Origin of the sequence: Streptomyces roseirectus (assembly GCF_014489635.1) — a bacterium.
Lineage (GTDB): Bacteria > Actinomycetota > Actinomycetes > Streptomycetales > Streptomycetaceae > Streptomyces > Streptomyces roseirectus.
Genome location: NZ_CP060828.1, coordinates 9,201,747 through 9,225,801, shown reverse-complemented (window position 1 = coordinate 9,225,801; position 24,055 = coordinate 9,201,747). Strand labels below are relative to the sequence as shown.

Below are 24,055 nucleotides of genomic sequence, written 5' to 3'. Positions count from 1 at the left end.
GTGAGCAGCGCCAACAGCGGCCCGGAGCAGTGGTATTGCCCGACCGATGCCCAGCGGTTCGACGAGACCGCGTGGGAGACGGAGGTCGAGGACGAGCCCGGCATCAAGCAGACCTGGCACACCTGAAGGCCTCCTCCTGCGGATGCCGTCGGTGGCAACGGCTGGAGCGTGGCCCCGTCGGCCACGGCCTGCTGACGCCGAGTCGGCCCAGGCGGTGGGCGCCGCGGTTCAGGACCGTGACGGGGAAGCTGCGGCGCCCGGGCGGGAGCGGCTGGCGCGGATCTCGTCATGGTGGTCGGCCGCCCAGCCGATCAGCTGCTTGACGATCTCGTTCAGACCGCCGCCTAGCGGGGTGAGGGCGTACTCGACGCGCGGCGGCACCTCGGCGTAGGCGGTGCGGCTGATCAGGCCGTCCTCGGTGAGCTGGCGCAGGGTGTGGGTCAGCATCCGCTGGGAGATGCCCGGGATCTGGCGCTGCAAGTCGGTGTAACGCATCGGACCGACCTCCAGGACGGCGATGATCAACATGCTCCACTTGTCCCCCACGCTGTCGAGGACCTGGCGGATGAAGGCCATGTGATCGGCGGGGATGCTCGCGCACGGCCCGACCGCCGCCGCCATCCCGATCTCCGCGCTGTCCTGCATGGCGCCCATTCCTCTCTGTCACGCACACCGATGTGCCTTTTGTACCGCCTTCCATACTGGCGCATCATGGCGTTACGAACAAATAAGAGGAATTGGAGGTCGGGGCTATGCAGGTACAGATCTGGGCCGAAGTCACCTGCCCCTGGTGCGGGCTTGGCAGCCACCGTGTGGACCGGGCCGTGGAGCGCTTCGAGCACAGCGACCAGGTGGACGTGGTCCACCACTCCTTCCCGCTGGATGGCGGCTTGCCCCCCGACCGCACGGTCACCGTCCGCGAGGCCCTGCTGAGCAAGCACGGCATCAGCGGCACGCAGGCCGAGGCGGCGACCCGGCACATCGAGACGCTCGCCGGCGCCGAGGGCCTGAGCCCCTACCGGGTGCTGGACAACGTCGTCGGCAACACCGAGCTGGCCCACGAGTTCCTGGCCCACGCCTCCGCCGAGGGCAAGAACCGCGAAGCCTGGGACACGATCTTCCGGACCTACTTCGGCAAGGCCGAGCCCGTCTTCGCCCTGGAGGACCTGCTCCACCTCTCCGACGAGCTGGGCCTCGACCGCGACCTGACGCGCCAGGTCCTCACCGACCGCCGCTACCGCACCCAGGTGAAGGACGACGCCCGCGGCGCTCAGCGCCTGGGCGCCACCGGCGCCCCGTTCATCGTCGTCGACGGCCGCTACGGCGTCCCCGGCGCGCAGGACAGCGACACCCTGCTCGACCTGCTGCAAACGGCCTGGGACGAATCCCACCCCATCACCCTCACGCCCGCGGGCGACGCCCCGGGCTGCGGCCCCGACGGCTGCGCCGTCCCGGTCCGTCCCTGACCCCTCACCATTCCCCCGTCTCATTGAAAGGCACCACCACCTTGTCGTATCTGCTGCACATCGACTCGTCCTCGCTCGGTGAAGCCTCCGTCTCCCGCCAGGTCGCCCAGTCCTTCCGCGACCAGTGGCAGGGCCCGGTCGTCCACCGCGACCTCGCCGTCTCGCCGGTGCCCCACCTGAGCGACGCGGGCATCACGGCCCGCATCACCGACCCGGCCCAGCACACCCCTGAGCAGGCGAAGGCGGCTGCACTCCAGGACGAGCTGATCGCGGAGTTCCTCGACGCCGACGCCTACCTGTTCACGGTGCCGATGTACAACCTCTCGATGCCCTCGGTGTTCAAGGCGTGGCTGGACCAGATCATCGTCGACGGCCGCACCCTGAACCACGCCGGTCCCTCTCCCGCCGAGGGACGGCCGGCCGTGCTGATCTCCGCCCGAGGCGGCGGCTACGGGCCCGGCACACCCAATCACGGCCTGGACTACGTGGTGCCCGCGCTGGAAGCGGTCCTGGGCAACCCCAACCTCCTCGGCCTGGACGTGACCGCGGTGACAGCCGACCTGACCATGGCGCCCCACTCCCCGGCGCTGGCCTCGCTCATCCCGCTGCACGAGGCATCCCTGGCCGACGCCCACGACCAGGTCCGCCGTCTTGCCACGACCATCAGCACTCCGTCCGCTGCCTGACTTCTCCATAGGTGAAATCTCATGACTGATCTGCTTGTCCTCGGCGGCAGTGGGCGCACCGGGACGCATGTGCTCGCGCAGGCGGCCGCACGCGGTCACCGGGTTCGTGCACTGGTGCGCAACCCCGACACTGTTCAGGCCCCGGCTGAGGTCGAACTCCTCCAGGGCACCCCAACCAGCATCGACGACCTCCGCAAGGCCGCTCAGGGCGCGGAGGCCGTGATCAGCGCGCTGAACAACTCCCGGGCCTCGGACAATCCCTGGGCCAAGCCCGTCAGCCCGCCGATGTTCATGACCAACGCCACCCGCAACACCCTCACCGCGATGGGCGAGCAGGACATCCGCCGGATCGTCCTCGTCTCCACGCAGGGCGCGGGAGACGACTGGGCCCGGATGAGTCCCCTGGCCAAGGCCGTCGTCAATCTGTCCAACATCAAGGCCAGCTTCACCGACCACCATGGCGTCGACCAGGTCGTGCGGGCTTCCGACACCGACTGGACGCTCGTTCGGGCTGTCGCCCTCACCGACAAACCGGCCCGCGGTCCGCTGCGGGCCGGCGATGCCGGCAGCGACAAGCCCGGCTCCTGGATCAACCGCGCCGACCTCGCCGGCTTCCTTCTCGACGCCATCGAGCAGGCCACCTGGATTCGCAAGGCGCCGTTGGTGTGGAACGCCAAGGGCTGACCCAACCACCTCGGTGAAAACCCGCTGGCCCGTACGGCACCGCGACCGGAGCCGACGTGCGCGCTATAACCGCAAAAATTCCCCCTGCCTCGTTCCCTGTTGGCCGTACATCTGGCTCACCGTCAGCGGATAAAGCAAAGGAGGTATCAATGAACGATCGTGCGAAACCGTCGGTAATAACCGCCGAAATGCAGAATGCCAAAGTCCTGGCACTCCTCGAGGACCCCGCGCTCCAGGAATTGACCAGCACCGTCTCGCCGGTCCTCCCGGATGACTGGCCTGCCGGGGCCACGCCCAAGACGACCGAAGGCCCTTACCATCTCTCGTTCGACCAGAGCCTGCTCCGGAGCGACATCACCGAGGACCGGAAGGGCGTTCCGCTGACCTTGCGTTCGGCTACTACTCCGGCTACCTGAGCCATGACCCCGATACCTTCCCCGGATCGGAGGCGCTGAGCCACATCGAGCCGTCCGATGAGTCGCGGTTCTTGCGCGGCAGTCAGTACACCGACGAGAGCGGGGGCGTGGAATTACGTCGATGACCGGGAGGTGTACGTCGGACAGCTGCATATGCCCGACGATGTCAACGACATCGTCGGGACGCTGCCGCCCTACGACGGGCACATCACCCTCGAACGCCTTGCGAACGACGAAGACCACCTCTATCAGAGCGACAACGGCCAGGACCTCGTCCCGGACGTGCGGCCGGTGTCAGAGGGAAATCCGGAAATCGGCTTCATTGCGGCGTTCACGCTGGCAGTCGTCACCTCGTAAGAACATTCCGCATTGACCGGAACCAGCCGGAAAAAAAAAGGGGGGCCGCCGTGCCCTCCTTTCGGTCAAGGTTGCACCGTGCAACAGAGCAAGGAGACACTCGGTGAGGTGCTCGACCCGCACCGGCGGCCGAAGCACGGCGCGTCGTGCAGGACCTGGACCCGACGACCGTGGCCGACCGCGACCACCCCGCAGTCGGGGCAGCCGACAAGATTGGCGTCGGACTCAACATCGAGCACGATCGTGCCTTCGTCGCGGGTGGTCACGTCGAGGACGTGGCGCCCTCGACACCGAACAGTTCACCGGCCCGCGGACACCACCGAGCAGACGGCGACGGCACGCGTGCGTCAACCGTCAGGGTCCTTCAGGAAAAGCAGCTTGGTCGCCGCTGATCCTCCGGGGCCCTGACGCCTTCCACCCCTCCGCCACGCCGCCCGACGAGCTACCCCTCAACCAGGCTCAACTGCGAAGACCCGGCGGAGATCATCGCGGAGCGGTAGAGCGGAAGCGGGAAGCGGTTGTCCGTCAGTGAGGGCCCCATCCATCAGGCGTCCTGAATACGGAGGGATGCCGCGGTGGCGTATGCGCTTTTCGATCCGGCTGAGGCGTCCAGGACGTTCTCGCCGCGGCGTTGTGTTAATCGTGAGGGGATGTCCTGCGTCGCTCAGGTCCGGGCGCCGGCCACGGTCGTCGCGGCGCACCGCTGCCATGGTGCGGCGACGCTGTGGGCAGTTCCACGGTGATGCGGAGCCCGCCGGCGGAGCGCGGGGTGATGGTGAGTGTTCCGTCGTGTGCGTGGGTGATGGTCTTGACGATGGCCAGCCCGAGGCCGACGCCCGCCTGGTCGGTGTGTACGCGCTCGGTGCCGCGCTGGAACGGCTCGGTGAGCGTCGAGACCAGCTGCGGGGAGAGCCGATCGCCGGTGTTCTCGACAGTGAGCACCACCGTCTTGGGGTGGACGCTGGTATTCACCCACACGGTGCCCTGTTCAGGCAGGTTGTGGACGATCGCGTTCTGCACGAGGTTCATGGTCAGCTGCAGCAGGAGCGCCGGCGATCCGCTCGTGAGGGCGATGTCGCCGAAGGTCTCGAGGGTGACGCCACGCTTTTCCGCGAGGGGGAGGAGCGTTTCGGTGGCTTCTTCCGCCACGAGGGACAGGTCGACGTGTTCGCGGGTGAAGGACCGCTGGTCGGCGCGGCTGAGCAGGAGCAGTGCTTCCGTGAGGTCGATGGCTCGGGTGTTGACGGCGTGGAGGCGGTCGATGAGTGGGTCGGTGGCGCGGTTCGGGTCGGCGCGGGCCACGTCGAGCAGTGACTTCGAGACCGACAGCGGGGTGCGCAGCTCGTGAGAGGCGTTGGCTGCGAATCTCCGCTGTTCGGCGACGTGTGCTTCGAGCTGCGCGAGCATCGTGTCGAAGGCGTCGGCGAGTTCGCGGAACTCGTCCTTGCGGCCCCGCAGTTGGATCCGGTGGGACAGCGATCCGGCTGCGGCCGTACGGGTGGCGTGGGTGATGCGGTCCAGGGGGGCGAGCATGCGTCCGGCGAGGATCCATCCTCCCAGCAGGCCGAACACCAGGAGGAACACCATTACCGCGGCTGCCATGGGGGCGAAACCGCGCACGAAGTCGACGCCCGGAGTCTGTCTCCATGCCCCCTCCGGGGTGGTGAGCAGCCACCCCTGTCGCAGGAGAAATACTCCGATGGCGGTGAGCAGCAAGGCACCCGCGAGCATGAGGAATCCGGCGTAGCTGAGGGTGAGCTTGAGACGGACGCTCAAGCCGGGCCGCCTATCCACGGTCACCACCCCCGTGCCCGGCGACGGGTGAACGGGTCGGCGTTCTCGTCCCATGCCCGCTCCAGCAGCTCTTCGGCGCTGACGACACCGCCTTCCGCGGCGACGAGGACGTCGAGCACGGCGAACTGTTTCCGCGTGAGCGCGACGTAGCGTCCGTCGCGGTGGACCTCGCGGCGGAACGGATCCAGCCGCAGGCCCGCGATCTCCCGCACGGGGGGCCTGGCGTGCGCACGCCTGCGGTCGAGCACCCTGAGCCGCATGCCGCCGGCGGAGGCGACGATGCGTTTGGCGATCTCGTCGCCGGAGGGGCCGGGGATGTCGCGGTCGAGGACGGCGATGTCGTAGGTGTTGATGCTCAGCCTTTCCAGAGCGGTGTCGCCGTCACCGGCGATGTCGGCCGCGATCGCTTCCAGGCGCAGGCCGTCGCGGATGGCCTCTGCCGGATACGGCTCGTCCTCGACAACCAACACGCGCATGTCGTCAAGGCTACGAGCCGACCCATATCGTCGGCTTATCGAAAAACGCATACATGCCGGCAACACCGCGCCGCCTTGACTGGAGGGCATGTTCTCCAGCGAACCGGCACGAACCGGCTTGAGGCCGACCGTCGCGCCGATCAGCGCCGCCGAGCACTTGGCGTTCGTGCGGGCACAGCGGTCGGTCAGCTTCCTGCAGACTCCCGCTTGGGGCCGCGTCAAAACCGAGTGGCGCAGCGAGTCTTTCGGCTGGTTCGACGGCGGGCAGCTGGTCGGTGCCGGACTCGTTCTGCACCGCCCGGTGCCGCGGCTCGACCGCTTCACGCTGGCCTATCTGCCCGAGGGCCCGGTCATCGACTGGACCGGCGAGACCGACGCGTGGCTCGACCCGCTGGCGGCCCGTCTCAAGGAGCACGGCGCGTTCGCGATCCGGCTCGGCCCGCCGGTGTGCACGGACGCCTGGAGCGCCGCCCAGGTCAAGGAGGGCATCGCCGACCCGGGCATCAGGCGGCTCACCGATCTGCCGAGCGGGCGGGCCGACCCGGTCGGCGCCCGCGTGGCCGGCCGGCTCAAGGACGCCGGCTGGCTGCCGCAGAGCCCCGAGGACGGCTTCGGGGTGGGGCATCCGCAGTTCAAGTACGAGATTCCGCTGGTCGGCAAGACCGAGGACGACCTGCTCAGGGGCATGAACCAGCAATGGCGCCGCAACATCAAGAAGGCGGCCAAGGAGGGCGTCGAGGTCACGGTCGGTGAGGACCTGAAGGCGTTCCACGACCTGTACGTCCACACCGCCGAACGCGACCGCTTCACGCCCCGGCCGCTGCGCTACTTCGAGACGATGTTCGCGGCACTGAATGCCGAGGCCCCTGAGCGGATCAGGCTCTACCTGGCCCGCCACCGGGGCGACCTGGTCGCCGCCGCCGTCCTGGTCCGCGTCGGCGCCCACGCGGTGTACGCCTACGGTGCCTCCTCCACCGAGAAGCGCGAGGTGCGCGGCTCCAACGCCTGCCAGTGGGCGATGATCCGAGACTCGCTGGCGGCTGGCTGCGACGTCTATGACCTGCGCGGCATCACCCCCACCCTCGACTCCGACGACCCGCACGTCGGGCTGATCCAGTTCAAGGCCGGCACCGGCGGTCAGGCGGTGCGGTACGTCGGCGAATGGGACCTGCCGCTGCGGCCGATGGTCTACCGGGCCTTCGACCTCTACATGAAGCGACACGGGCGATGAACCCGAACTACGCGAGCGCGGCGGCCACTTCGTCGAGGCGCGCCCCGCGGGATGCCTTGACGAGCACCACATCGCCGGCCGCCAGGTGATCGCGCAGCCAGTCGACGGCCGCGTCGTTGCCGGTCACCACCACCGCCTGCTCCCCCGCACCGTCGGCGACCGACCGGGCGGCCTCGCCGACCGTGACCACCACGTCGGCCCGGGAGGCGGCGTACTCCCCGACGGCGCGGTGCTCGGCCTCGCTGTCGTCGCCGAGCTCGAGCATCTCGCCGAGGACGGCGATGCGGCGCCCGCCCTCGATCGCGGCCAGCGCGTCCAGGGCGGCGCGGGTCGAGTCGGGGTTGGCGTTGTAGGAGTCGTTGAGCAGCGTCGCGCCGCCGGCGAGGTGGCGCGGCTCCATGCGCCACCTCGACAGCGAGGCGGTGGCCTGCGTCGCCGCGGCCGTGTCGAGGGGTACGCCGGCCGCCAGCCCCGCGGCCGCGGCGGCCGACGCGTTGAGCGCCTGGTGGGCGCCCACGTGCGGCAGTGCGACGGGAGCCGAGGCGTCGGCGGTCCGCAGTGTGAAGGACGGCCGGCCGAGCCGGTCCAGAGTCAGGCCGTGCACCCGCACGTCGGCGTGGAACGCCCGGCCGAAGGTCACCACCGGACCGTCGGTGAGCGAGCGCATCGCGACCACCCGGGGATCGTCGGCGTTGAGTACGGCGGTGCCGCCGGGCGCCAGCCCCCGCACCAGTTCGCCCTTGGTCTCGGCGATGGCCGCTCGTGAGCCGAACTCGCCGAGGTGAGCCTGGCCGACGTTGAGGACGACGGCGATGTCGGGCGCGACCAGGCCGGTGAGTTCGGCGATGTCGCCGACGTGGCGGGCTCCCATCTCGAGTACGAGGAACCGGGTGGCCTCGTCGGCGCGCAGCATGGTGAGCGGCACACCGAGCTCGTTGTTGAACGAGCCGGCCGTGGCGATCGTCGGCCCTGTGCTCGACAACACGGCCGCCAGCAGGTCCTTGGTACTGGTCTTGCCCTGCGAACCGGTCAGCCCGACCACGGTCAGCCTGTCGCGCAGCCGGCCCACGACGTGGGCGGCGAGCGCCTGAAGTGCGGCCTGGGCGTCCTCGACGACGACGGTGGGCAGCGGCGTGGGCCGGGAGCCGAGCACGGCCACGGCGCCGGCCCGGCCTGCCTGCTCGGCGTAGTCGTGGCCGTCGACGTGCTCGCCGGCGAAGGCGACGAAGAGGCCGCCCTGTCCGGCCTGCCGTCCGTCGAGCACGGCCGGCGCGGTCACCGTCACGGAGCCGTCGCCCGAGATCGTCCCGTCGACGACCGCGGCGATCTCACCGAGGCTGAGCGGGATCATGCCGAGACCTCGCGGGTCTCGGAGAACGGGTGCGGGAAAAGCGGAATCTGATGGACGATCGACATAGCCATGTGCTCGACGCTACCGGCCTGTCGCATATCGTCGGCGTATCGAAAACCGCATACGCTCCTGCGACATCCCGTCACCTTGACTGTCGGCATGACCTACAGCGAACCAGCCCGAAAGGCGGCTGGCCCGGCAACGGGTATCACTGTCTACGGATGCGGGCAGGACGAGGCCACTCTGTTCCGGGAGATGGCACCCCGCTTCGGCGTAAAAGTCACCATCACGGATTCGGCGGTATCCGAAGCCAATACCGGACTGGCCTCCGGAAATCGGTGCATCAGCGTAGGTCATAAGACCCGGATCACCAATCCCGCGCTTCTCGCCCTCAGCCGAGCCGGCGTCACGTACATCTCCACACGGAGCATCGGCCGCAACCACATCGATGTGGAATACGCGGCCGGCGTCGGAATATCCGTCGAAAATGTCGCTTACTCACCCGACAGTGTGGCCGACTACACACTGATGCTGATGCTGATGGCGGTACGGAACGTGAAAGTCACTGTGCGCCGCTCGGACCGCCACGACTACCGGCTGAACGAGGTGCGCGGAAAAGAACTGCGCGATCTGACCATCGGGGTCGTCGGAACAGGACGCATCGGCACGGCGGTCGTGGAAAGGCTGCGGGGTTTCGGCGGTCGCATACTTGCCTGCGACCGTCGCCCCAAGACGGCTGCCGACTACGTTTCTCTCGATGAGTTGCTGCGGCTGAGCGACATCGTGACGCTCCACGCGCCGCTCACCACGGATACGCATCATCTCCTTGACCGTCGACGGATCGAGCAGATGAAACTCGGCGCTTTCATCATCAACACCGGACGCGGTTCCCTCATCGACACCGGGGCCCTCGTCTCGGCGCTGGAAAACGGCCGATTGGGCGGTGCGGCGCTGGATGTGATCGAAGGAGAAGAAGGCATCTTCTACGCCGACTGCCGCAACAGGCGCATCGAAAGCAAAGCGTTGCTGCGACTGCAGGAGATGCCGAACGTGCTCATCACTCCGCACACCGCGTATTACACGGACCACGCCCTGAGCGACACGGTCGAAAACTCCATCACCAACTGCCTGACATTCGAAAGAAGGAATCAGCATGGCTAGGCTGAAGGTCGGGATCATCTTCGGCGGCTGCTCCGAGGAGCACCCTGTCTCCGTCAAGTCCGCGCGCGAGGTAGCGCGGAATCTCGACGTCGAGAAGTACGAGCCGTTCTACATCGGGATCACGCAGGGCGGTGACTGGAGGCTCTGCGACGGGCCTGACGCGGACTGGAAGAAGGGCGACTGCCGCCCGGCCGTGCTGTCACCGGACCGGAGCGTCCGCGGACTGCTCGTCCTGGACCAGGGGCGGTACGAGACGATCGCCCTGGATGTCGTGCTGCCGGTGCTGCACGGCAAGCTCGGCGAGGACGGCGCGATACAGGGTCTCCTTGAGCTCTCCGGCATCCCCTACGTCGGCTGCGACATCCAGAGTTCCGCGCTGTGCATGGACAAGTCCCTCGCCTACCTCGTCGCCAAAAGCGCGGGAATCGCCACGCCGAATTTCTGGACCGTCACGGCGGACAAGAACATCGATCCCGACCGGATCACCTATCCCGTCTTCGTGAAGCCGGCCCGTTCGGGGTCGTCCTTCGGCGTCAGCAAGGTTTCCCGGAAGGAAGAACTGCTCGGTGCGGTGGAAACCGCCCGGCAGTACGACTCCAAGGTGCTGATCGAAGAGGCCGTCGCCGGCAGTGAGATCGGATGCGCCATCCTCGGGAACGAGCTGGAACTGATCGCGGGACAGGTGGACCGCATCGCACTCTCCCACGGCTTCTTCAGGATCCACCAGGAGGACCGGCCCGAGACCGGATCCGACAACTCCGTGGCCATCGTTCCCGCCGACATTCCAAAAGAGTCGCGAGCGCTCGTCCAGGAGAAGGCGAAGGCCGTCTACCGCGCGCTGGGATGCCGGGGACTGGCGCGAGTGGACATGTTCCTCAAGGAGGACGGCGAAGTGGTCCTCAACGAGGTCAATACTTTTCCCGGTATGACCTCGTACAGCCGTTATCCGAGGATGATGGCGGCCGCGGATCTGCCGCTCGCCGAAGTGATCGACCGGCTGGTGTCGCTGGCACTGACGGGGAAGCTCCGATGAACGAGGACTTCGCCTTCGTGGACGAGCTCGTCCCCGGAATAAGCTGGGACGCCAAGTACGCCACCTGGGACAATTTCACCGGCAAGCCGGTGGACGGCTACCTGGCGAATCGCATCGTCGGCACGAAGGCGTTGTGCGCGGCTCTGGAGAAGGCGCGGGAAAAGGCCCGGTCCATCGGCTTCGGTCTGCTGCTCTGGGACGGCTACCGCCCGCAACGCGCCGTGAACTGCTTCGTGCGCTGGTCGCGACAGCCGGAGGACGGCCGAACGAAGCCACGGCACTATCCGAACATCGACAGATCCGACATGTTCGAGAGGGGATACGTGGCCACCACGTCGGGCCACAGTCGGGGCAGCACCGTGGACATGACGCTGTATCACCTGGATACCGGCGAACTCGCCTCCATGGGTGGTGGTCACGACCTGATGGATTCCCTCTCCCATCATGGAACAACGGGGATCGGGCAAGTCGAAGCGCGAAACCGGGAACACCTGCGCTCCCTCATGGAAGGCTGCGGTTTCAGCTCGTACGAGTGCGAGTGGTGGCACTACACACTGAACGGCGAACCTTATCCGGACACCTACTTCGATTTCCCCATCACGTAGTGGCGAAGCGGTGGCCTTTGCCGGAGTACCACCGGTCGTTGCCCCGTGGAGTGGTGCCGGCGGAGCCGGTCGCAGTTGATCGGAGTGCCGTCCAGGATCACGTGGGGCGTGCGGGTGCGCAGGCGGTGGGCCGTGGCCTGCGCGATGCCCGTGTCGCGGGCCGGGCAGTGGATGCAGGTGCCGTGGCGGAACCGGCGCGGCACCAGCGCGGCCTGCCGGAACGGGCTCAAGGCGCGAGACCTTCACGGGGTGACGATGGCGCGGCGGCGTGCGGCCAGGAGCGTGTACCTTCCCGTCTCGCTCACCGGGGCCGACCCATCCGGCAGTGCTGGGCCGACCCGACTTTTCGGATCATCGCCAACACTCCTTGCGGCCCGCCCGAAGAAAGGTTCGACGCCCGAGATGAACATCCCCCTGCCCAACCAGCCCGCCCCACAGCAGCAGTTCGTGACGACGCCGCCCTCCGAGTCCGGACGGCAGTTCGACAACACGTCCGCCGACATCATGCGCGTCCCCCAGGGCCAGATCTTCCCGGTGATCGCCGAGATCCGTACCGCCTTCAGGAACACCCCGGTCCGCCAGCTCGCCGAGCTGGCCAACGGCCCCCGCCCCAGCCGGGAGCACAGTGTCTGCCCGGCTCAGCGTGTCACTGGCACTTCTGGCCGGTGTTGATGCACTTCACCATCCGTCGCATCAGACGCTCGTCGAAGACGTTGATGAAGTCACCGTGGTCCGTGATCGGCTTGTGCATCTGCTCGGGGAATCCGTCCACCGCGTAGAAGGGGCTGGACTTCCCGTTGTCGCCGAGGCTCGGCGGGGCGACGTCGTAGACCAGGCGCTGGACCAGTTGCGGGACGGCCTTGAAGCCGGCCGGGCAGGCACCGGTCCGGGGGTCGGCGAACGCGACGTGCGCGCGGTGGTTGGCGCTGTCGACGCTGCGTCCGTCCCAGCAGCTCTGGAACCTGGACGTGCGGACCAGGCTGCTGCCGCGCGGGCACACCGGGTACTTGTCCGTCAGCTGGCGGTTCTCGAAGCCCGTGCAGCTCCAGGAGGCGTTGGCGTTGGCCGTGCCGTTGGTGAACGCCTTGGCGTCACCGGTGATGATCCGCAGGAACTTCGGCATCGCCACGACCTTGCCGCGCGGGTTGCCGACGAAGTTCAGCGTGACCTCCGAGGCGGTCAGGATCCGTCCGGTGTTGCCCTCGGCACCGCCGCCGAGCCGCTGTGCGTCGAACTCCCGCGTGCCGTCCTGCAGGCGCAGCACCGGCCAGTAGTACGTGGACTTGTCGCCCTGGTTGCGGCAGCTGGTCGCGGCGGCGGCGAACTCCTCATTGGTGGTGAACGCGTCGTTGTCCTGGTTGCCGACGTAGTCGTGTGTGTGGTGCGCGCCGTTGGCCACACCCGGAGCGACGATGATGTTGTCGGAGTTGTACAGCTTGTTCTTGTTGACGCCGCAACGGGTCGTGAAGAGACCCCGGGAAGCACCACGCAGCCGAGGCGGATTCCGCACGTTCGGCCGGACGGCGGTGATGTCCACGAAGTCGGACGCCACCGGGCCGTTGCCCCGTTGCCCGGCGTCACCCCCCTGTCCGGCACCGTTGCCCTGCCCCTGACCGGGCCCGCTGCCGACCACCCGCAGCGTGCAGGCGGCCAGGGCCTCAAGCCCCTGGGGCCTGGTGCCCGACCTGCCGATGGCGATCGCGATCCGGTCGATGGCCGCGAACCGCTTGTCCTTCAACGGGCCCATGATCGCGTTGTCGGCGAAGTCGCTGTCCTGCTGGATCGCCCTGGCCGAACTCCGCAGCCGCTGGTACGCCTCGGACACCTGCTGGTCGAGCAGCGCGAGTTCCCTGTCCACCTGCGCCCTGGCCTGGTCGGGGACCGAGGTAAGCCTGGCCCCGACGTCCGGACAGCTGATCGTGCTGGCCGCTCCGGCGGCCAGGACCTGGGCGGGCTTCGTCGCGGCAGCGCCGCTCTCGTGGGCGGAGGCGTACACGTTGAACGCGACCAGCCCGCCCGCCGCCACCGCCAGACCGGCCGTGGCTGCGATGGCCTGCCGCGTCCTTCGCGATTGTTTGTGCGTGTTGTGTCGCATGGGACTTCTCCGTGGTTCCGAGGGGAAAGAAGGGGACCGGCTTGAACCGTGACGACTCGTCCGGTCCCAGGTGCGCCGACGACCGGCCCTGGCCAGTGTGATGGGCGGGATCGGCGTGACGGGAGTGACTTCGATGCCGCGTCACACCTCCGTAAGGACTCGAAACATGTCCGTGAGCGGGCACGCGGTGTGTTGACTGGGCACCCCGAGGCAGAGCCCCGCGGAGGCATCGGGCCCCTTCCCGGAAGGGGGGCAGGCTTCCACCTCGCTCGGCAGCCCTTGCGCTCACGCACTCAGGCTCACCGATGAGCTATGAGAACTACCGCTGCTCCACCAGCCACCAGGTCGTCATCGACGCCGACACCCGGCGCGTCGTCGTGATCGGCCGGCCGTTGTACGGCAACCGCAACGACGGCAAGGCGTGGGAACTGTCCGGAGCCGAGCGATCGGTCGGCACACCGCCGTGATCGCAAACGGCGGCTACCGGGGCACCGGCCAGACATCCCGCACCGCCGGGAACACGCACAGAGCGAACTGTCGGCCCTCCGATGAGCGCCCTACTGGCTCGGCTGTGATTTCGTCGGCTCAGGCGAAGGAACGTGCACCATGGTGTGCTTGGCCTGCCTCCCCGCTTCCTTGCCCTGGTCATGCGCGGGCGGACGCGGCGTTCTGCTCCAGACGAGCGTCCAGGGTGCCGGCGAAGTCCTCAGCCCTGGACAGCTGGACGCGCAGCTTCTCCACCTGCTCGGCGGCGGCCTGCTGGTAGGTCCGTACGCGCTCCAGCAGGGCATCGCGCTCGTCGGCGTCGAGTTCGACGCCGACGTCGAGGCGGTCGGTGGCGTCCAGGAGGTCGCGCATCTGGTCCAGGGTGAAGCCGAGCGGTTTCATGCGGCGGATGACCATGAGGCGGGCGACGTCGGTCTCGGTGTAGAGACGGAAGCCGCCCTGGGAGCGGGCGGAGGGGATGACCAGGCCGGTCTCCTCGTAGTGCCGGATGGTGCGCAGAGACAGCTCGGTCCGCGCGGCGACCTCGCCGATCTGCATGTGCTTGCCGTCCACGCCTGATTCCTGGCCTTTCTCCTCGTGGCGGGGTGCGTCCGGGAACCCCACCGATCCCTACCCTAACGTTAGGGTAGGGTTAAAGGTGAGGGTGGCCCGGCTGCCCCGCTGCTGCCGTTTCCGGGGCCGATGGCGCCTCCGGCGAAGATCCGATCCTTGCAGGAGAGAGCGTGCGCGAGTCCTTGACGCCGATCGCCGCCGCCTGCCCGCCGTGATCCTTCGCCCTCCGGCGTGAGCCGCAGGGCGCCTGCGGACGCCACCGTCTCGCGTCTGTCTTCCACGACTTCCGGCCCCACTCCGCCGCCCGCCGCCCGTGGGGTGCCGGCCCGGTTCCCCGCATGTCCTTCCCGCACGCCCCGGCCCGCCGTAGGGGGGTGCCCGAGCACGACAGGTACGCGTCTCCTTTGTCTTCTGCTGCTGTGACTCCCTCCGCGCGGCTGCGCGGCCTGAAGCCGGACTGGCTGAACAACCCGAAGGTCTGGCGCACCGAGATCCTCGCGGGCCTGGTCGTCGCCCTGGCGCTGATTCCCGAGGCGATCTCGTTCTCGATCATCGCCGGTGTCGACCCCGCGATCGGCCTGTTCGCCTCCTTCACCATGGCCGTCGTCATCTCGATCGTCGGCGGCCGACGGGCGATGATCTCCGCCGCGACCGGCGCCGTGGCCCTGGTGATCGCGCCGCTCAACCGGGAGTACGGCTTCGGCCACCTGGTCGCCGCCGTCATCCTCGCCGGCGTCTTCCAGGTGATCCTGGGCGCGGCCGGTGTGGCGAAGCTGATGCGGTTCATCCCGCGCAGCGTGATGGTCGGCTTCGTCAACGCGCTCGCGATCCTGATCTTCATGGCCCAGGTCCCCGAGATGCGCGACGTCCCGTGGCCGGTGTACCCGCTGATCATCGGCGGCCTGGCGCTGATGGTGTTCTTCCCGAAGATCACCACCGTGATCCCCGCCCCGCTCGTCTCCATCGTCATCCTGACCACCATCACCGTCGCCGCCGGGATCGCCGTGCCCACCGTCGGCGACAAGGGCGCACTGCCCTCCTCCCTGCCGGTGCCCGGCCTGCCGGACGTGCCCTTCACCCTCGACACCCTGACGACGATCGCCCCCTACGCCTTCGCGATGGCGCTGGTCGGCCTCATGGAGTCGCTGATGACCGCCAAGCTCGTCGACGACATCACCGACACCCACTCCAACAAGACCCGCGAGTCCATCGGCCAGGGCATCGCCAACATCGTCACCGGCTTCTTCGGCGGCATGGGCGGCTGCGCCATGATCGGCCAGACCATGATCAACGTGAAGGTCTCCGGCGCCCGCACCCGCCTCTCCACCTTCCTCGCCGGCGCGCTTTTGATGGTCCTCTGCATCGCCTTCGGCCCGGTCGTCTCCGACATCCCCATGGCCGCCCTCGTCGCCGTCATGGTCATGGTGTCGTTCGCGACCTTCGACTGGCACTCCATCGCGCCCAAGACGCTTCGGCGGATGCCCGCCGGTGAGATCGGCGTCATGGTCCTCACCGTCGCCGCGGTCGTCGCCACCCACAACCTCGCCATCGGCGTCGTCGTCGGCTCCGTCACCGCCATGGTCATCTTCGCCAAGCGCGTCGCCCATCTCGCCGAGGTCACCCGGCTCGTCGCCCCTGGCGGCACGAGCGTCCTGTACACCGTGACCGGCGAGCTGTTCTTCGCCTCCTCCAACGACCTCGTCGGCCAGTTCGACTACGCCGCCGACGCCGACAAGGTCATCGTCGACCTGTCCGCCGCCCACATCTGGGACGCCTCCTCCGTCGCCGCCCTCGACGCCATCGAGACCAAGTACAGGCAGCGCGGCAAGACCGTCGAGATCATCGGCCTGAACGACCCCAGCGCCGACCTCCACGGCAAGCTCACCGGCGAACTCTCCGGCAGCCATTGACACAGACCCGAACGGCGAAAGGTTGAGGGGCAGGCCGCGTCCGGATACGGAGGGGCGCTGGCGGTGCTCGCCCGGGCCGGAATGTACGGGCCGGCCGTTGCCTCGTTCGCCACCTGCGTGGTGCTGTGGAGGCGGCACGGCACGCGGCTGCTCACCTTTCCGACAACGGCGGCGTCCCACCCCGCCGAGGTCGCCCGAACGCCGGAAAGGCTTACCAACGCCTGATGTTCCCGAATCGGCGATCAGCCTGTCTGCAGCGGCCGTTCAGTCCTCCGCCCGGCTCGCGGGGAGCCACTTCGAGGCCGTCGTCCGCTCGGTGGTGGTGAACCGGTCCGGGCAGCACACCTGAGCCGGTCCGAAGGGGCTGGTTCAGACGTGGGCGTTCGCCGAGGGGTCCGCCGCCCAGCCCAGCGGGTGCGGCCCCGCGTCGTCCGAGTGGGGAGCGGGCGGTTCCCCGCCGGCCTGGTTGAAAGCGTCGAGGGCTTCGACGAGTGCCAGCCGCTGGGTCGGACGGAGCCGGGCCACGATCGTGGCGACCTCGGCGCGGCGCCGGGAGGTGACCTCGTCGACCGTGCGCTGCCCTTCTTCGGTGAGGCGCAGCACGGTCTCGCGACGGTTGTCGGGGTTGGGCTTCCGGTCGGCGAGGCCGGCCGCGATGAGCCGGTCCACCATGCGCATCGCTGTCGAAGGCGCCACCTGCAGGAGTTCCGCGAGGGTGACCAGCTTGGTGGTCCCTCTCGTCGAGAGCACGACCAGCATGCGGAACTGCGGCAGGGTGACACGTTCCTCGACCGCCGCGAGCGAGCGCGCGGAGACCGCCACCAGCAGGCGGGACGCGGTGATCACCGCGCGGGTGACCTCGTCGACATCGTCCATGGCCCCCTCGGGGGTCTCGTAGTGCGGCATGGCACCTTTTTACCGCGCCGAAGTACCTGCCCACTCGCCCATGGGGAACAGACTTTCCCATGTCATGACCGTGATGGCGCAGCAGAAGCACGGCCGCGTCATCGTGCGGCGGCCCCATGGCGTGCAGCACGAGCCCCAACGGCAGCGCGCAGGAAGGCGGCTCGGGAAACTCGACGCCGCCGTCGCGGCACACGATCATCGGGGCGGGATGACCGTAGTTCAGGAAGACCACCTCACCGGGGGAGCCGAGCTCGGCCAGGACGGCCGATCCGCGCCTCCGCCACCGCCGATGAGCGCGGTGCGCCGCCGGCCCCCGACGAGTCCGCGAACGCCGGCCCGAGTGACACCAACGGCAGGAAGCCCACCCCCGGGTCCGGCCGAGACGTCGATGACCGCGACCGCTGCCATCACCGCCACGGGCATCCAGTGCAGATCCGGGAGCCGGAATCCTTCTCCCGCGCGGTCATGACGTCCTCCCCCGGTGGCACGGCATCGGGACGTCGACCCGCCCTGCCCCCTGCACCCCTTGCCGAGCTTTAGATTACGCAAAGGTTCCCCCGGCACGAGACTCTTCCGTCAACCCTTCGCCGGGTAAAGGGCACTTGGCAGCTGTGTCGCAGGACTTCGGCCGGGCCCCGTCTTTTCCCGCTCGCGGGCAGAACGCGGCGAGGTGCGGCGGAACCGCCTCGTTCCGGCGGACAGGAGTCGGCCGCCGTTGAGGCACGTGCCCGCGCGGGCGTGTCCGAACCAGTCTCCCCGCTGCTCGCCCCGCCCGCCTCGGACGGCGCCGCCGCCCGTAACCCGATGCCTTCGCCCAGGACGCGCCGCCCCCGTTTCTCACAGAAGTCGCTCGATCCAGCGCAACTCTCGGCGAGCGGCGTCCGGTTCGGCCCGCTGGCGGTCCAGGACCAGCAGGATGAAGAGCCCTTCGTGGGCCCGGCGGTTCAGTGGGCGCAGCAGGTGGTACTCGCCGCCCAGGGTGATCAGAATGTCTTCGAGGTCTTCCGGTCGGTGGCCCATCGCGTCGAGCGCCGTGAGATGGGCGCGCACGAGATCGGTGCCGCCGTGCGCGAGCAGTGTCATGTCGACATCTCTGCGGTGGCTCAAGGAGCCCAGCGGCATACGGCTGACGTAGTCGACGACGGCGACGCCGAGGGCTCCATCGAGCCGCATGGCCTGGTGGAGTGCGACCTGGATGGTGGGCACGGCCGGTTCTTCTTCCTGTCGGCGGATCACCTGTGCCGACCAGACTTCCCGGCTCCCCAGCCCCGCCCGGTGAGAAACGGCGGCGCATATTTGCAGTATGCCATCATCCGGTGCGCGCGGGAGGGGAATCGGAGTGGTGCCCCACAACGCTTCCGGTCTCCCGCCGGATGCAGACGGCGAGCAGGCCGTAGACGACCGAGGCGAATCCCTTCGGGCCGAGCCAGGCCGCGACCAGTTTCTCCTTGCGGGAGACCGTTGTGCCGAGCAGTGAGATGAGCAGTGCCGCGAACTTGGCCAGTTCGGCCAGCGCCCGGTAGATGCCGGCGCAGGGTGGGTTCTGGTCCTTGCGTTTGCCGGTGGGGATGATCAGGTCGGGCTGGATCTGCTCGACCGACTCCCCGTTCGCCCGGCGCCGCAGCACGGTGTGGAGCATGTCCTCGGTGATGACCGGTGACCGGCCTCCGTGCTTGCCCTTGCGGGCCGCGGTGTCGAGCCCTTCCAGCGTCGACTCGCGGATGTTCTCCCGCCCGTTCTCCGCCATCGCGGCGAAGAAAGCGCGGGGCGCGCACCTTGACCTCCCGTGCCGCCCGCAGTGCCTCCTCGGACTTCGGACGGACCCGCGCCCGGTTGCTGATCTCTCGCTGAAGACTTTGCCGCGGGGGACGCCGTGCTCGCCGAGCGCGTCGAGCCCGCAGTCGAGTTCCTGCCCGAGGATCGAGCACCGTGCGTACCCGATGCGGATGTCCGCGCTCGGCGGGTCCGGGCCGATCGGCGTCGGCGGCGGGGTGCCCAGCCGCCACGGCCGGCCCGGACTGCGGTCGGCCGGAGTGGGCACCCGCAGCGCCTTCTTCAGCCGGGGCGCCGTGATGGAGCGACGGGGATTTTCCTCTGCCCGGTCGAGGTTACCTCTTCGGTAGGATACCCAAGGGGGTATCTCGAAGGAGCGTGGGTTGTGGAACTGACGATGGCGGCCGAGGAACTGAAGACGGTGGTCAACCGGCTGCGCCGGGCGCAGGGCCAGATCGCCGGTGTGATCAAGATGATCGAGGAGGGACGGGACTGCGAGGACGTCGTCACCCAGCTCGCCGCGGCGTCCAGGGCTCTGGACAAGGCCGGCTTCGCGATCATCGCCACGGGGCTGCAGCACTGCCTGACCGATACGGACATGGCCGCTTCCGGCGACCGGGAGCAGATGCGTGCTCGGCTGGAGAAGCTGTTCCTTTCTCTGGCCTGAGCTGTGATCCGGAGCCGGGTCCCTCCCCTTCGTGGTGTGATTCAGCGGTTGCGCAGTGCGGCCAGCGTGCTGTCGAGGTCGGCGGCGCGGGGGCGGTTGTGGGGGAGCTTGGCGAGCATGGCGGCCATGCCGCAGGTGTCGGTCAGGGCGGAGAGGACCAGACCGCCCGCGATCCCGGCGGAGATGAGCTGGAAGGCGGGGTGGACGACGAACCCGAGCCCCAGGCCGAGCAGCACGATCGCTCCTGCGGTGAGCCTCACCTGCCGCTCCATCGCCCAGGTGGCACGGGAGGCGCCCCGGGGGCGGTGGAGCTCGTGGCCGTCGGCCGCCCAGGCGCCGGTGCCTCCCGACAGGGTGGCGGCGGTGACGCCGTTCTCCGCGAGGATCTTGCAGGCGTTCGCGGAGCGGGCGCCCGAGGCGCAGACGACCAGGACGTCGCCGCGGCCGGTGGCGTGACGGATGTCGGGCAGCGCGCGCCGGATCTGGTCGAGGGGGATGTTGAGCGCGCCGGGGAGATGGCCGCCGGCGTATTCGCCCGGGGTGCGCACGTCGATGATGGTCAGTTCGTGCAGGCGGGTGCGCGCCTCGTCGGTGGCGAGGGCCGTGGGTGTGGTCATGGCAGACGTCGTCCTTGTGTGTCGGAGTGTGCTGAGCTTGATCTGACGGGAGCCGGACCGAAGGCGGTCCCGAGATGCGCGGTGGGGCGGGGGAAGCTCTCCTGGTCCCTGGTCCGAGCCGGCGGCGGCCCTCGTGTTCAGACGATCACGTCGACGACCATGAAGGCCGCCACTGCCAGCAGGACGCCGGCGAAGATCTTCTGAAGGGTGGTGCCGGAGATCTTCGTCGCGAGGCGTTTGCCGTCCCAGGCGCCGAGGATCGCGGATCCGGTGAAGGGGCCGATGATCTCCCAGTGGAGCCCGCCACTGGTGCCGGTGCGGGCGGTGAGCGCGGCGAGTGAGTTCACCGTGATGACGAGCAGGCTGGTGCCCACCGCCCGGCGCATGGCCAGTCCCAGGACGCTCACCAGGGCGGGCACGGCGAGGAATCCCCCGCCGACCCCCAGGAAGCCCGTCACGGCGCCGAGTCCGGCACCGGCGCCGGCCGCCTTGCCGGGACGGATCCGGTCCGGCGGCTCGGACGTGGACGGACGCAGCATGCGCAGGGCCGCCAGCGCGGCGATGACGGCGAACGCCGCTGTCAGCAACGGTCCGGGCAGGCGCCCGGCGACGGCCCCGGCGAGGAAGGCGGGGACGATGCCCGCCGCGGCGAACAGCGCCCCCGTTCTCCATGCCACGTTCCCGTCGCGGGTGTGGGCGTACAGGGCGGTGGCGGAGGTGGCGGTGACGATGATCAGGCCGGCGGTGGTGGCGGCGGCCGGTGTGAAGCCGAGCAGGTAGATCAGCGCCGGTACGGCGAGGACGCTGCCTCCGCCGCCGAGGGCTCCGAGGGCGAGACCGATGACGGCCCCGGCGATGAGGGCGAGAACGAGTACGGTCACGCTATCCGGCCGTTGTTCCCGCGTTCGTCGACGACCGGATGTCCTGCGGCGGCCCACGCGTTCATGCCGCCCTCGACGTCCACCGCCCGCGCTCCGCGTTCGGCGAGGATCTTCGCCGCCTGCCGGGAGCGGTGACCGCTGCGGCAGATCACCACCAGCGGGCGCCCCTCGGCTTCAGCGGGCAGGGTGCCGCCGGCGACCAGTCTCGTCAGCGGTACGTGGACGGCGCCCGGGGCGTGGCCCGCGGTCCATTCGGGCTTCTCACGCACGTCCAGCAGGACGGCGTCAGGCCGGTCGCCGCCGGTACGGCTGCGGGCCTCGTCGACCGTGACACGGGGCCCGTTCCGGCGAAAGGGGAACATCACACGCTTCCTTACCTGGTGAGAGGGGACGGCCGGAATTCAGCCGGAGGTCAGCGACAGCCCGGCCTTCGCCGCGGCGTCGAAGCCGTCGTCGACGGCGACCACGTCACGGCCGGCGGCGTCCAGCAGGGAAGCGGCGATCGCCGCGCGCATCCCGCCCGCGCAGTGCACCCACACCGTCCCCTCCGGCACCTCGCCGATGCGGCCGTGCAGTTCGTGGATCGGGATGTGGACGGACCCGTCGAGGTGGCCGCCCGCGCGTTCCGAGTCCCGGCGCACGTCCAGGACGACCGCCTCCTCGCCGCGCTCACGCACCTGGGCGAGGTCGGCGAAGCGGGCCCGCGGGAACGAAGCGAGCTGCTCGCCGTCACGGACCCAGGCGGCCGGATCACCGGTGGTGGCGGCGGCCGGCCGGTCGATGCCCACCCTCGCGAGTTCCCGCTGCGCGTCGGCGATCTGCGCGGGGGTGTCGGCGAGCAGGGTGACGGGCTTGCCCCACGGGATCAGCCAGGCCAGGTAGGTGGCGAGCTTGCCCTCGCCCTCGAAGTTGAACGACCCGGCCACGTGCCCCTCGGCGAAGGCCATGCGGCTGCGCAGGTCCACCACCCACTCCCCCGCGGCCAGCCGGGAGGTGATCTCCTCGGCGTCCGCACGCCGGGGCGGGGTGAGGTCGACCGGCGCGGGGCCGGCGGCGTTGGCCGGTCCCATGTGCGCGTAGTAGGCGGGCACGTCCTCCAGTCCGGCGAGCATCCGGGCGACGAAGGTGTCCACGTCCAGGGTCAGCGCGTCGTTGGTCTCGCGCTCCTCGCCGATCGTGGTCGCGTCCCCCTCGGCCTGGGAGGAGGAGCAGAAGCTGCCGAAGCCGTGGGTGGGCAGCACCGGCACCTCGTCGTCCAGCTCGTCGGCCAGCCGGTGGGCGGAGGCATGCTGGGCGCGGGCCAGCCGCTCGGTCAGCCGCGGCTCCACCAGGTCGGGGCGGCCCACCGTACCGACCAGCAGCGATCCGCCGGTGAACACCGCCACACCCCGCCCGTCCTCGGCCAGGGCATAGGAGGTGTGGTGCGGGGTGTGCCCCGGGGTGGCGATCGCGCGCAGGACCAGGCCCTCGTCCACGTCCACGGTGTCGCCGTCGGCGACGGCGGTGCGGGCGAACGACACGTGCGCCCCGGCCGGCACCAGGTAGGCGGCGCCGGTGACGCGGGCCAGCTCCAGGCCGCCGGTGACGTAGTCGTTGTGCACGTGAGTCTCCGCCACGTACGCGATGCGCACCCCGCGCCTGGCGGCGGTGGCGATCACCTGGTCGATGTCGCGCGGCGGGTCGATGACCACCGCGGCACTGGGGCCGCCGGCCAGGTAGCTGCGGTTGCCCAGGCCCTCGAACTCCATGGTGTCGACGAAGAACACGGCTCACGAATCCTCTCGGACGACGTACCCCCGGGGGTATTGGTCACCCACTCTAACAGCAATACCCGGGGGGGTATTCCGGGGATGGGGAGCACCCCCCTCAGGGCATCGCCCGGCCCCTGCGGGTACCCGGTGGGGTGTAGAGGCATCAGCCGTTGCGCACTGTCCGGGAGTTGTCCGTGCCCTGCGGCCGCACCGTCCGCCTCGCTGTCCCTCCCGCCCTACCCGGGAAAGTCGAAGCACTCCGTCGGGTTGTCCACCAACAGGCGGTGCCGCGCCGTCTCGCTGGGTGCGATGTCGGCGAGGAGGTCGGTGAGGTCGCCGTCGTCGGGGACGAAGCCGTGGGTGTTGGGGTGGGGGAAGTCGGTGCCCCAGACGACACGTTCCGGGGCGGTGCGGGTGAGGAGCCGGGCGAGTGCGGCGGAGTCGGTCATGGCGGGCGGGGCGGTGGCGAGGCGGTCGGCTCCGCTGAGTTTGACCCAGGTCCTGCCGGTGTCCAGGAGGCGGCGCAGGGCCGTCACGGCGGGAGAGCCGAGGCCCTGGCGCAGGTCGACGCGGCCCATGTGGTCGATGACCAGCGGCAGGGGGATCGAGCGGATGAAGTCCTCGTGCTCGGCGAGGCCGGCGCCGGTGACGTGCAGCGCGAGGTGCCAGCCGTAGGGGCGGACGAGGTCGGTGATCGCCGCGATCGCCTGGGGTGTCGGGGCCGGCCCCAGGTGCGGGAGGAAGTGGAGGCGCGTGCCGCGTACGCCGGCCGCGTGCAGCCGGGCGACCTCCCGGGCGGGGGTGTCCGGTCGGATCAGCGCGACGCCCCGGTAGCGGCCCTCGCCTTCCTCCAGTGCCGCCACCAGCGACGCGTGGTCGGCGCCGTGCGCGGCCGACTGGACGATCACGGCGCGGCGGATGCCCAGGAGGGCGTGCAGCTTCCGCAGGTCGGCGAGGGGAGCCTCGGGCGGGGTGAAGGTCCGGTCGGGGGCGTAGGGGTATCGGCTGGTGGGGCCGAAGACGTGGCAGTGCGCGTCACAGGCGTTGTCGGGCAGTGTGAGTGCGGGCGCGTGCGGGGCCGGGTGCGGGCCCGGGTTCGAGGGGGTCGCAGCGGTGGACACGGGTGCCTCCCGGCG

At 69.5% G+C, this 24,055-nt stretch carries 26 protein-coding genes and 4 pseudogenes; 15 read left to right on the top strand and 15 right to left on the bottom strand.

Features of this window, described 5'->3' with window-relative positions:
• Positions 1-126 carry a hypothetical protein gene (locus IAG44_RS44405; RefSeq protein ID WP_281404326.1) on the top strand — a complete coding sequence of 42 codons (126 nt, stop codon included), beginning with the start codon at positions 1-3 and terminating at the stop codon, positions 124-126.
• A gap of 102 nt (positions 127-228) precedes the next feature.
• Here IAG44_RS44405 and IAG44_RS39645 read toward each other — a convergent pair whose 3' ends face one another.
• Positions 229-654 carry a winged helix-turn-helix transcriptional regulator gene (locus IAG44_RS39645; RefSeq protein ID WP_187751859.1) on the bottom strand — a complete coding sequence of 142 codons (426 nt, stop codon included), beginning with the start codon at positions 652-654 and terminating at the stop codon, positions 229-231.
• A gap of 98 nt (positions 655-752) precedes the next feature.
• Here IAG44_RS39645 and IAG44_RS39640 point away from each other — a divergent pair, with 98 nt between their 5' ends.
• The 6 genes from IAG44_RS39640 to IAG44_RS39615 all read left to right on the top strand — a co-directional run bounded on the left by IAG44_RS39640 (position 753) and on the right by IAG44_RS39615 (position 4,001).
• Positions 753-1,466 (top strand): DsbA family oxidoreductase, encoded by a 714-nt coding sequence (locus tag IAG44_RS39640; protein WP_187751858.1) that lies wholly within the window; start codon positions 753-755, stop codon positions 1,464-1,466.
• Between the two features lie 41 nt (positions 1,467-1,507).
• Positions 1,508-2,152, top strand: coding sequence for an FMN-dependent NADH-azoreductase (locus IAG44_RS39635; protein ID WP_187753074.1), 645 nt, complete (start codon positions 1,508-1,510; stop codon positions 2,150-2,152).
• Positions 2,153-2,173: 21 nt separating this feature from the next.
• A complete protein-coding gene (locus IAG44_RS39630) occupies positions 2,174-2,836 on the top strand; it encodes an NAD(P)-dependent oxidoreductase (protein WP_187751857.1) in 663 nt (220 codons plus the stop codon).
• Between the two features lie 149 nt (positions 2,837-2,985).
• Positions 2,986-3,252, top strand: a complete 267-nt coding sequence (locus IAG44_RS44610) for a hypothetical protein (RefSeq protein WP_343075761.1) — start codon at positions 2,986-2,988, stop codon at positions 3,250-3,252.
• A 153-nt stretch (positions 3,253-3,405) separates the two neighbouring features.
• A complete protein-coding gene (locus IAG44_RS39620; RefSeq protein ID WP_187751856.1) occupies positions 3,406-3,609 on the top strand; it encodes a peptidase associated/transthyretin-like domain-containing protein in 204 nt (67 codons plus the stop codon).
• Positions 3,610-3,755: 146 nt separating this feature from the next.
• Positions 3,756-4,001: a hypothetical protein gene (locus IAG44_RS39615; protein WP_187751855.1), complete on the top strand. Its 246-nt coding sequence runs from the start codon at positions 3,756-3,758 to the stop codon at positions 3,999-4,001.
• Between the two features lie 244 nt (positions 4,002-4,245).
• Here IAG44_RS39615 and IAG44_RS39610 read toward each other — a convergent pair whose 3' ends face one another.
• Together IAG44_RS39610 and IAG44_RS39605 are read right to left on the bottom strand one after the other, a co-directional pair.
• Positions 4,246-5,403 (bottom strand): sensor histidine kinase, encoded by a 1,158-nt coding sequence (locus IAG44_RS39610; RefSeq protein ID WP_223006831.1) that lies wholly within the window; start codon positions 5,401-5,403, stop codon positions 4,246-4,248.
• 26 nt (positions 5,404-5,429) lie between these two features.
• A pseudogene (locus IAG44_RS39605) lies at positions 5,430-5,879 on the bottom strand (response regulator transcription factor); the annotation flags it as partial.
• An 88-nt stretch (positions 5,880-5,967) separates the two neighbouring features.
• Between IAG44_RS39605 and IAG44_RS39600 the strand changes: the two are divergent.
• On the top strand, positions 5,968-7,110 hold the full coding sequence (locus tag IAG44_RS39600; RefSeq protein ID WP_281404325.1) for a lipid II:glycine glycyltransferase FemX: 1,143 nt from the start codon (positions 5,968-5,970) through the stop codon (positions 7,108-7,110).
• Between the two features lie 7 nt (positions 7,111-7,117).
• On the opposite strand, the gene IAG44_RS39595 is transcribed toward IAG44_RS39600, so the two are convergent.
• Complete coding sequence (locus tag IAG44_RS39595) at positions 7,118-8,461, bottom strand: UDP-N-acetylmuramoyl-tripeptide--D-alanyl-D-alanine ligase (protein WP_187751854.1); 1,344 nt, start codon at positions 8,459-8,461, stop codon at positions 7,118-7,120.
• Between the two features lie 159 nt (positions 8,462-8,620).
• Here IAG44_RS39595 and vanH point away from each other — a divergent pair, with 159 nt between their 5' ends.
• From vanH to IAG44_RS39575, 4 genes are all read left to right on the top strand, one after another.
• Entirely contained in the window at positions 8,621-9,622 is a 1,002-nt protein-coding gene (gene vanH / locus IAG44_RS39590) for a D-lactate dehydrogenase VanH (protein WP_187751853.1), read from the top strand.
• Positions 9,615-10,655 (top strand): D-alanine--(R)-lactate ligase VanA-Sc, encoded by a 1,041-nt coding sequence (gene vanA-Sc / locus IAG44_RS39585; protein ID WP_187751852.1) that lies wholly within the window; start codon positions 9,615-9,617, stop codon positions 10,653-10,655. The genes vanH and vanA-Sc overlap by 8 nt, the downstream gene beginning before the upstream one ends.
• Positions 10,652-11,260: a D-Ala-D-Ala dipeptidase VanX gene (gene vanX, locus IAG44_RS39580; protein ID WP_187751851.1), complete on the top strand. Its 609-nt coding sequence runs from the start codon at positions 10,652-10,654 to the stop codon at positions 11,258-11,260. Before vanA-Sc ends, vanX begins: the two co-directional genes overlap by 4 nt.
• A gap of 402 nt (positions 11,261-11,662) precedes the next feature.
• On the top strand, positions 11,663-11,932 hold the full coding sequence (locus IAG44_RS39575; RefSeq protein ID WP_187751850.1) for a hypothetical protein: 270 nt from the start codon (positions 11,663-11,665) through the stop codon (positions 11,930-11,932).
• Here IAG44_RS39575 and IAG44_RS39570 read toward each other — a convergent pair.
• Positions 11,907-13,355 carry a DUF1996 domain-containing protein gene (locus IAG44_RS39570; RefSeq protein ID WP_187751849.1) on the bottom strand — a complete coding sequence of 483 codons (1,449 nt, stop codon included), beginning with the start codon at positions 13,353-13,355 and terminating at the stop codon, positions 11,907-11,909. The two genes, IAG44_RS39575 and IAG44_RS39570, sit on opposite strands and share 26 nt — an antisense overlap.
• A 314-nt stretch (positions 13,356-13,669) precedes the next feature.
• On the opposite strand from IAG44_RS39570, the pseudogene IAG44_RS39565 reads away from it, so the two are divergent.
• A pseudogene (locus IAG44_RS39565) lies at positions 13,670-13,892 on the top strand (IS5/IS1182 family transposase); the annotation flags it as partial.
• Between the two features lie 108 nt (positions 13,893-14,000).
• On the opposite strand, the gene IAG44_RS39560 reads toward IAG44_RS39565, so the two are convergent.
• Positions 14,001-14,414: a MerR family transcriptional regulator gene (locus IAG44_RS39560; protein WP_187751848.1), complete on the bottom strand. Its 414-nt coding sequence runs from the start codon at positions 14,412-14,414 to the stop codon at positions 14,001-14,003.
• A 404-nt stretch (positions 14,415-14,818) separates the two neighbouring features.
• Here IAG44_RS39560 and IAG44_RS39555 point away from each other — a divergent pair, with 404 nt between their 5' ends.
• The gene (locus tag IAG44_RS39555) at positions 14,819-16,324 is read left to right on the top strand and encodes a SulP family inorganic anion transporter (RefSeq protein WP_187751847.1); all 1,506 of its coding nucleotides are present in this window, start codon (positions 14,819-14,821) and stop codon (positions 16,322-16,324) included.
• 369 nt (positions 16,325-16,693) lie between these two features.
• Here the strand turns inward: IAG44_RS39555 and IAG44_RS39550 are convergent, their stop codons facing one another.
• The 4 genes and pseudogenes from IAG44_RS39550 to IAG44_RS44865 form a co-directional block, all read right to left on the bottom strand.
• Complete coding sequence (locus IAG44_RS39550; protein WP_187751846.1) at positions 16,694-17,230, bottom strand: MarR family winged helix-turn-helix transcriptional regulator; 537 nt, start codon at positions 17,228-17,230, stop codon at positions 16,694-16,696.
• Positions 17,231-17,515: 285 nt separating this feature from the next.
• Positions 17,516-17,697: pseudogene (locus IAG44_RS44870) on the bottom strand (hypothetical protein); the annotation flags it as partial.
• Positions 17,698-18,067: 370 nt separating this feature from the next.
• Positions 18,068-18,436: a hypothetical protein gene (locus IAG44_RS39545; protein ID WP_187751845.1), complete on the bottom strand. Its 369-nt coding sequence runs from the start codon at positions 18,434-18,436 to the stop codon at positions 18,068-18,070.
• Between the two features lie 112 nt (positions 18,437-18,548).
• Positions 18,549-18,734: pseudogene (locus tag IAG44_RS44865) on the bottom strand (cation:proton antiporter); the annotation flags it as partial.
• A gap of 654 nt (positions 18,735-19,388) precedes the next feature.
• Between IAG44_RS44865 and IAG44_RS39535 the strand changes: the two are divergent.
• Positions 19,389-19,670 (top strand): metal-sensitive transcriptional regulator, encoded by a 282-nt coding sequence (locus tag IAG44_RS39535; RefSeq protein WP_187751844.1) that lies wholly within the window; start codon positions 19,389-19,391, stop codon positions 19,668-19,670.
• Positions 19,671-19,711: 41 nt separating this feature from the next.
• Here IAG44_RS39535 and IAG44_RS39530 read toward each other — a convergent pair whose 3' ends face one another.
• The 5 genes from IAG44_RS39530 to IAG44_RS39510 form a co-directional block, all read right to left on the bottom strand.
• Positions 19,712-20,287: a rhodanese-like domain-containing protein gene (locus tag IAG44_RS39530; RefSeq protein WP_187751843.1), complete on the bottom strand. Its 576-nt coding sequence runs from the start codon at positions 20,285-20,287 to the stop codon at positions 19,712-19,714.
• A 137-nt stretch (positions 20,288-20,424) separates the two neighbouring features.
• Positions 20,425-21,168, bottom strand: a complete 744-nt coding sequence (locus tag IAG44_RS39525) for a sulfite exporter TauE/SafE family protein (protein WP_187751842.1) — start codon at positions 21,166-21,168, stop codon at positions 20,425-20,427.
• Positions 21,165-21,530 carry a rhodanese-like domain-containing protein gene (locus IAG44_RS39520; protein ID WP_187751841.1) on the bottom strand — a complete coding sequence of 122 codons (366 nt, stop codon included), beginning with the start codon at positions 21,528-21,530 and terminating at the stop codon, positions 21,165-21,167. The genes IAG44_RS39525 and IAG44_RS39520 overlap by 4 nt, the downstream gene beginning before the upstream one ends.
• Before the next feature lie 39 nt (positions 21,531-21,569).
• Entirely contained in the window at positions 21,570-22,934 is a 1,365-nt protein-coding gene (locus tag IAG44_RS39515; RefSeq protein ID WP_187751840.1) for an MBL fold metallo-hydrolase, read from the bottom strand.
• A 221-nt stretch (positions 22,935-23,155) separates the two neighbouring features.
• Positions 23,156-24,040, bottom strand: a complete 885-nt coding sequence (locus IAG44_RS39510; RefSeq protein WP_187751839.1) for an amidohydrolase family protein — start codon at positions 24,038-24,040, stop codon at positions 23,156-23,158.
• Positions 24,041-24,055 lie beyond the last annotated feature (15 nt).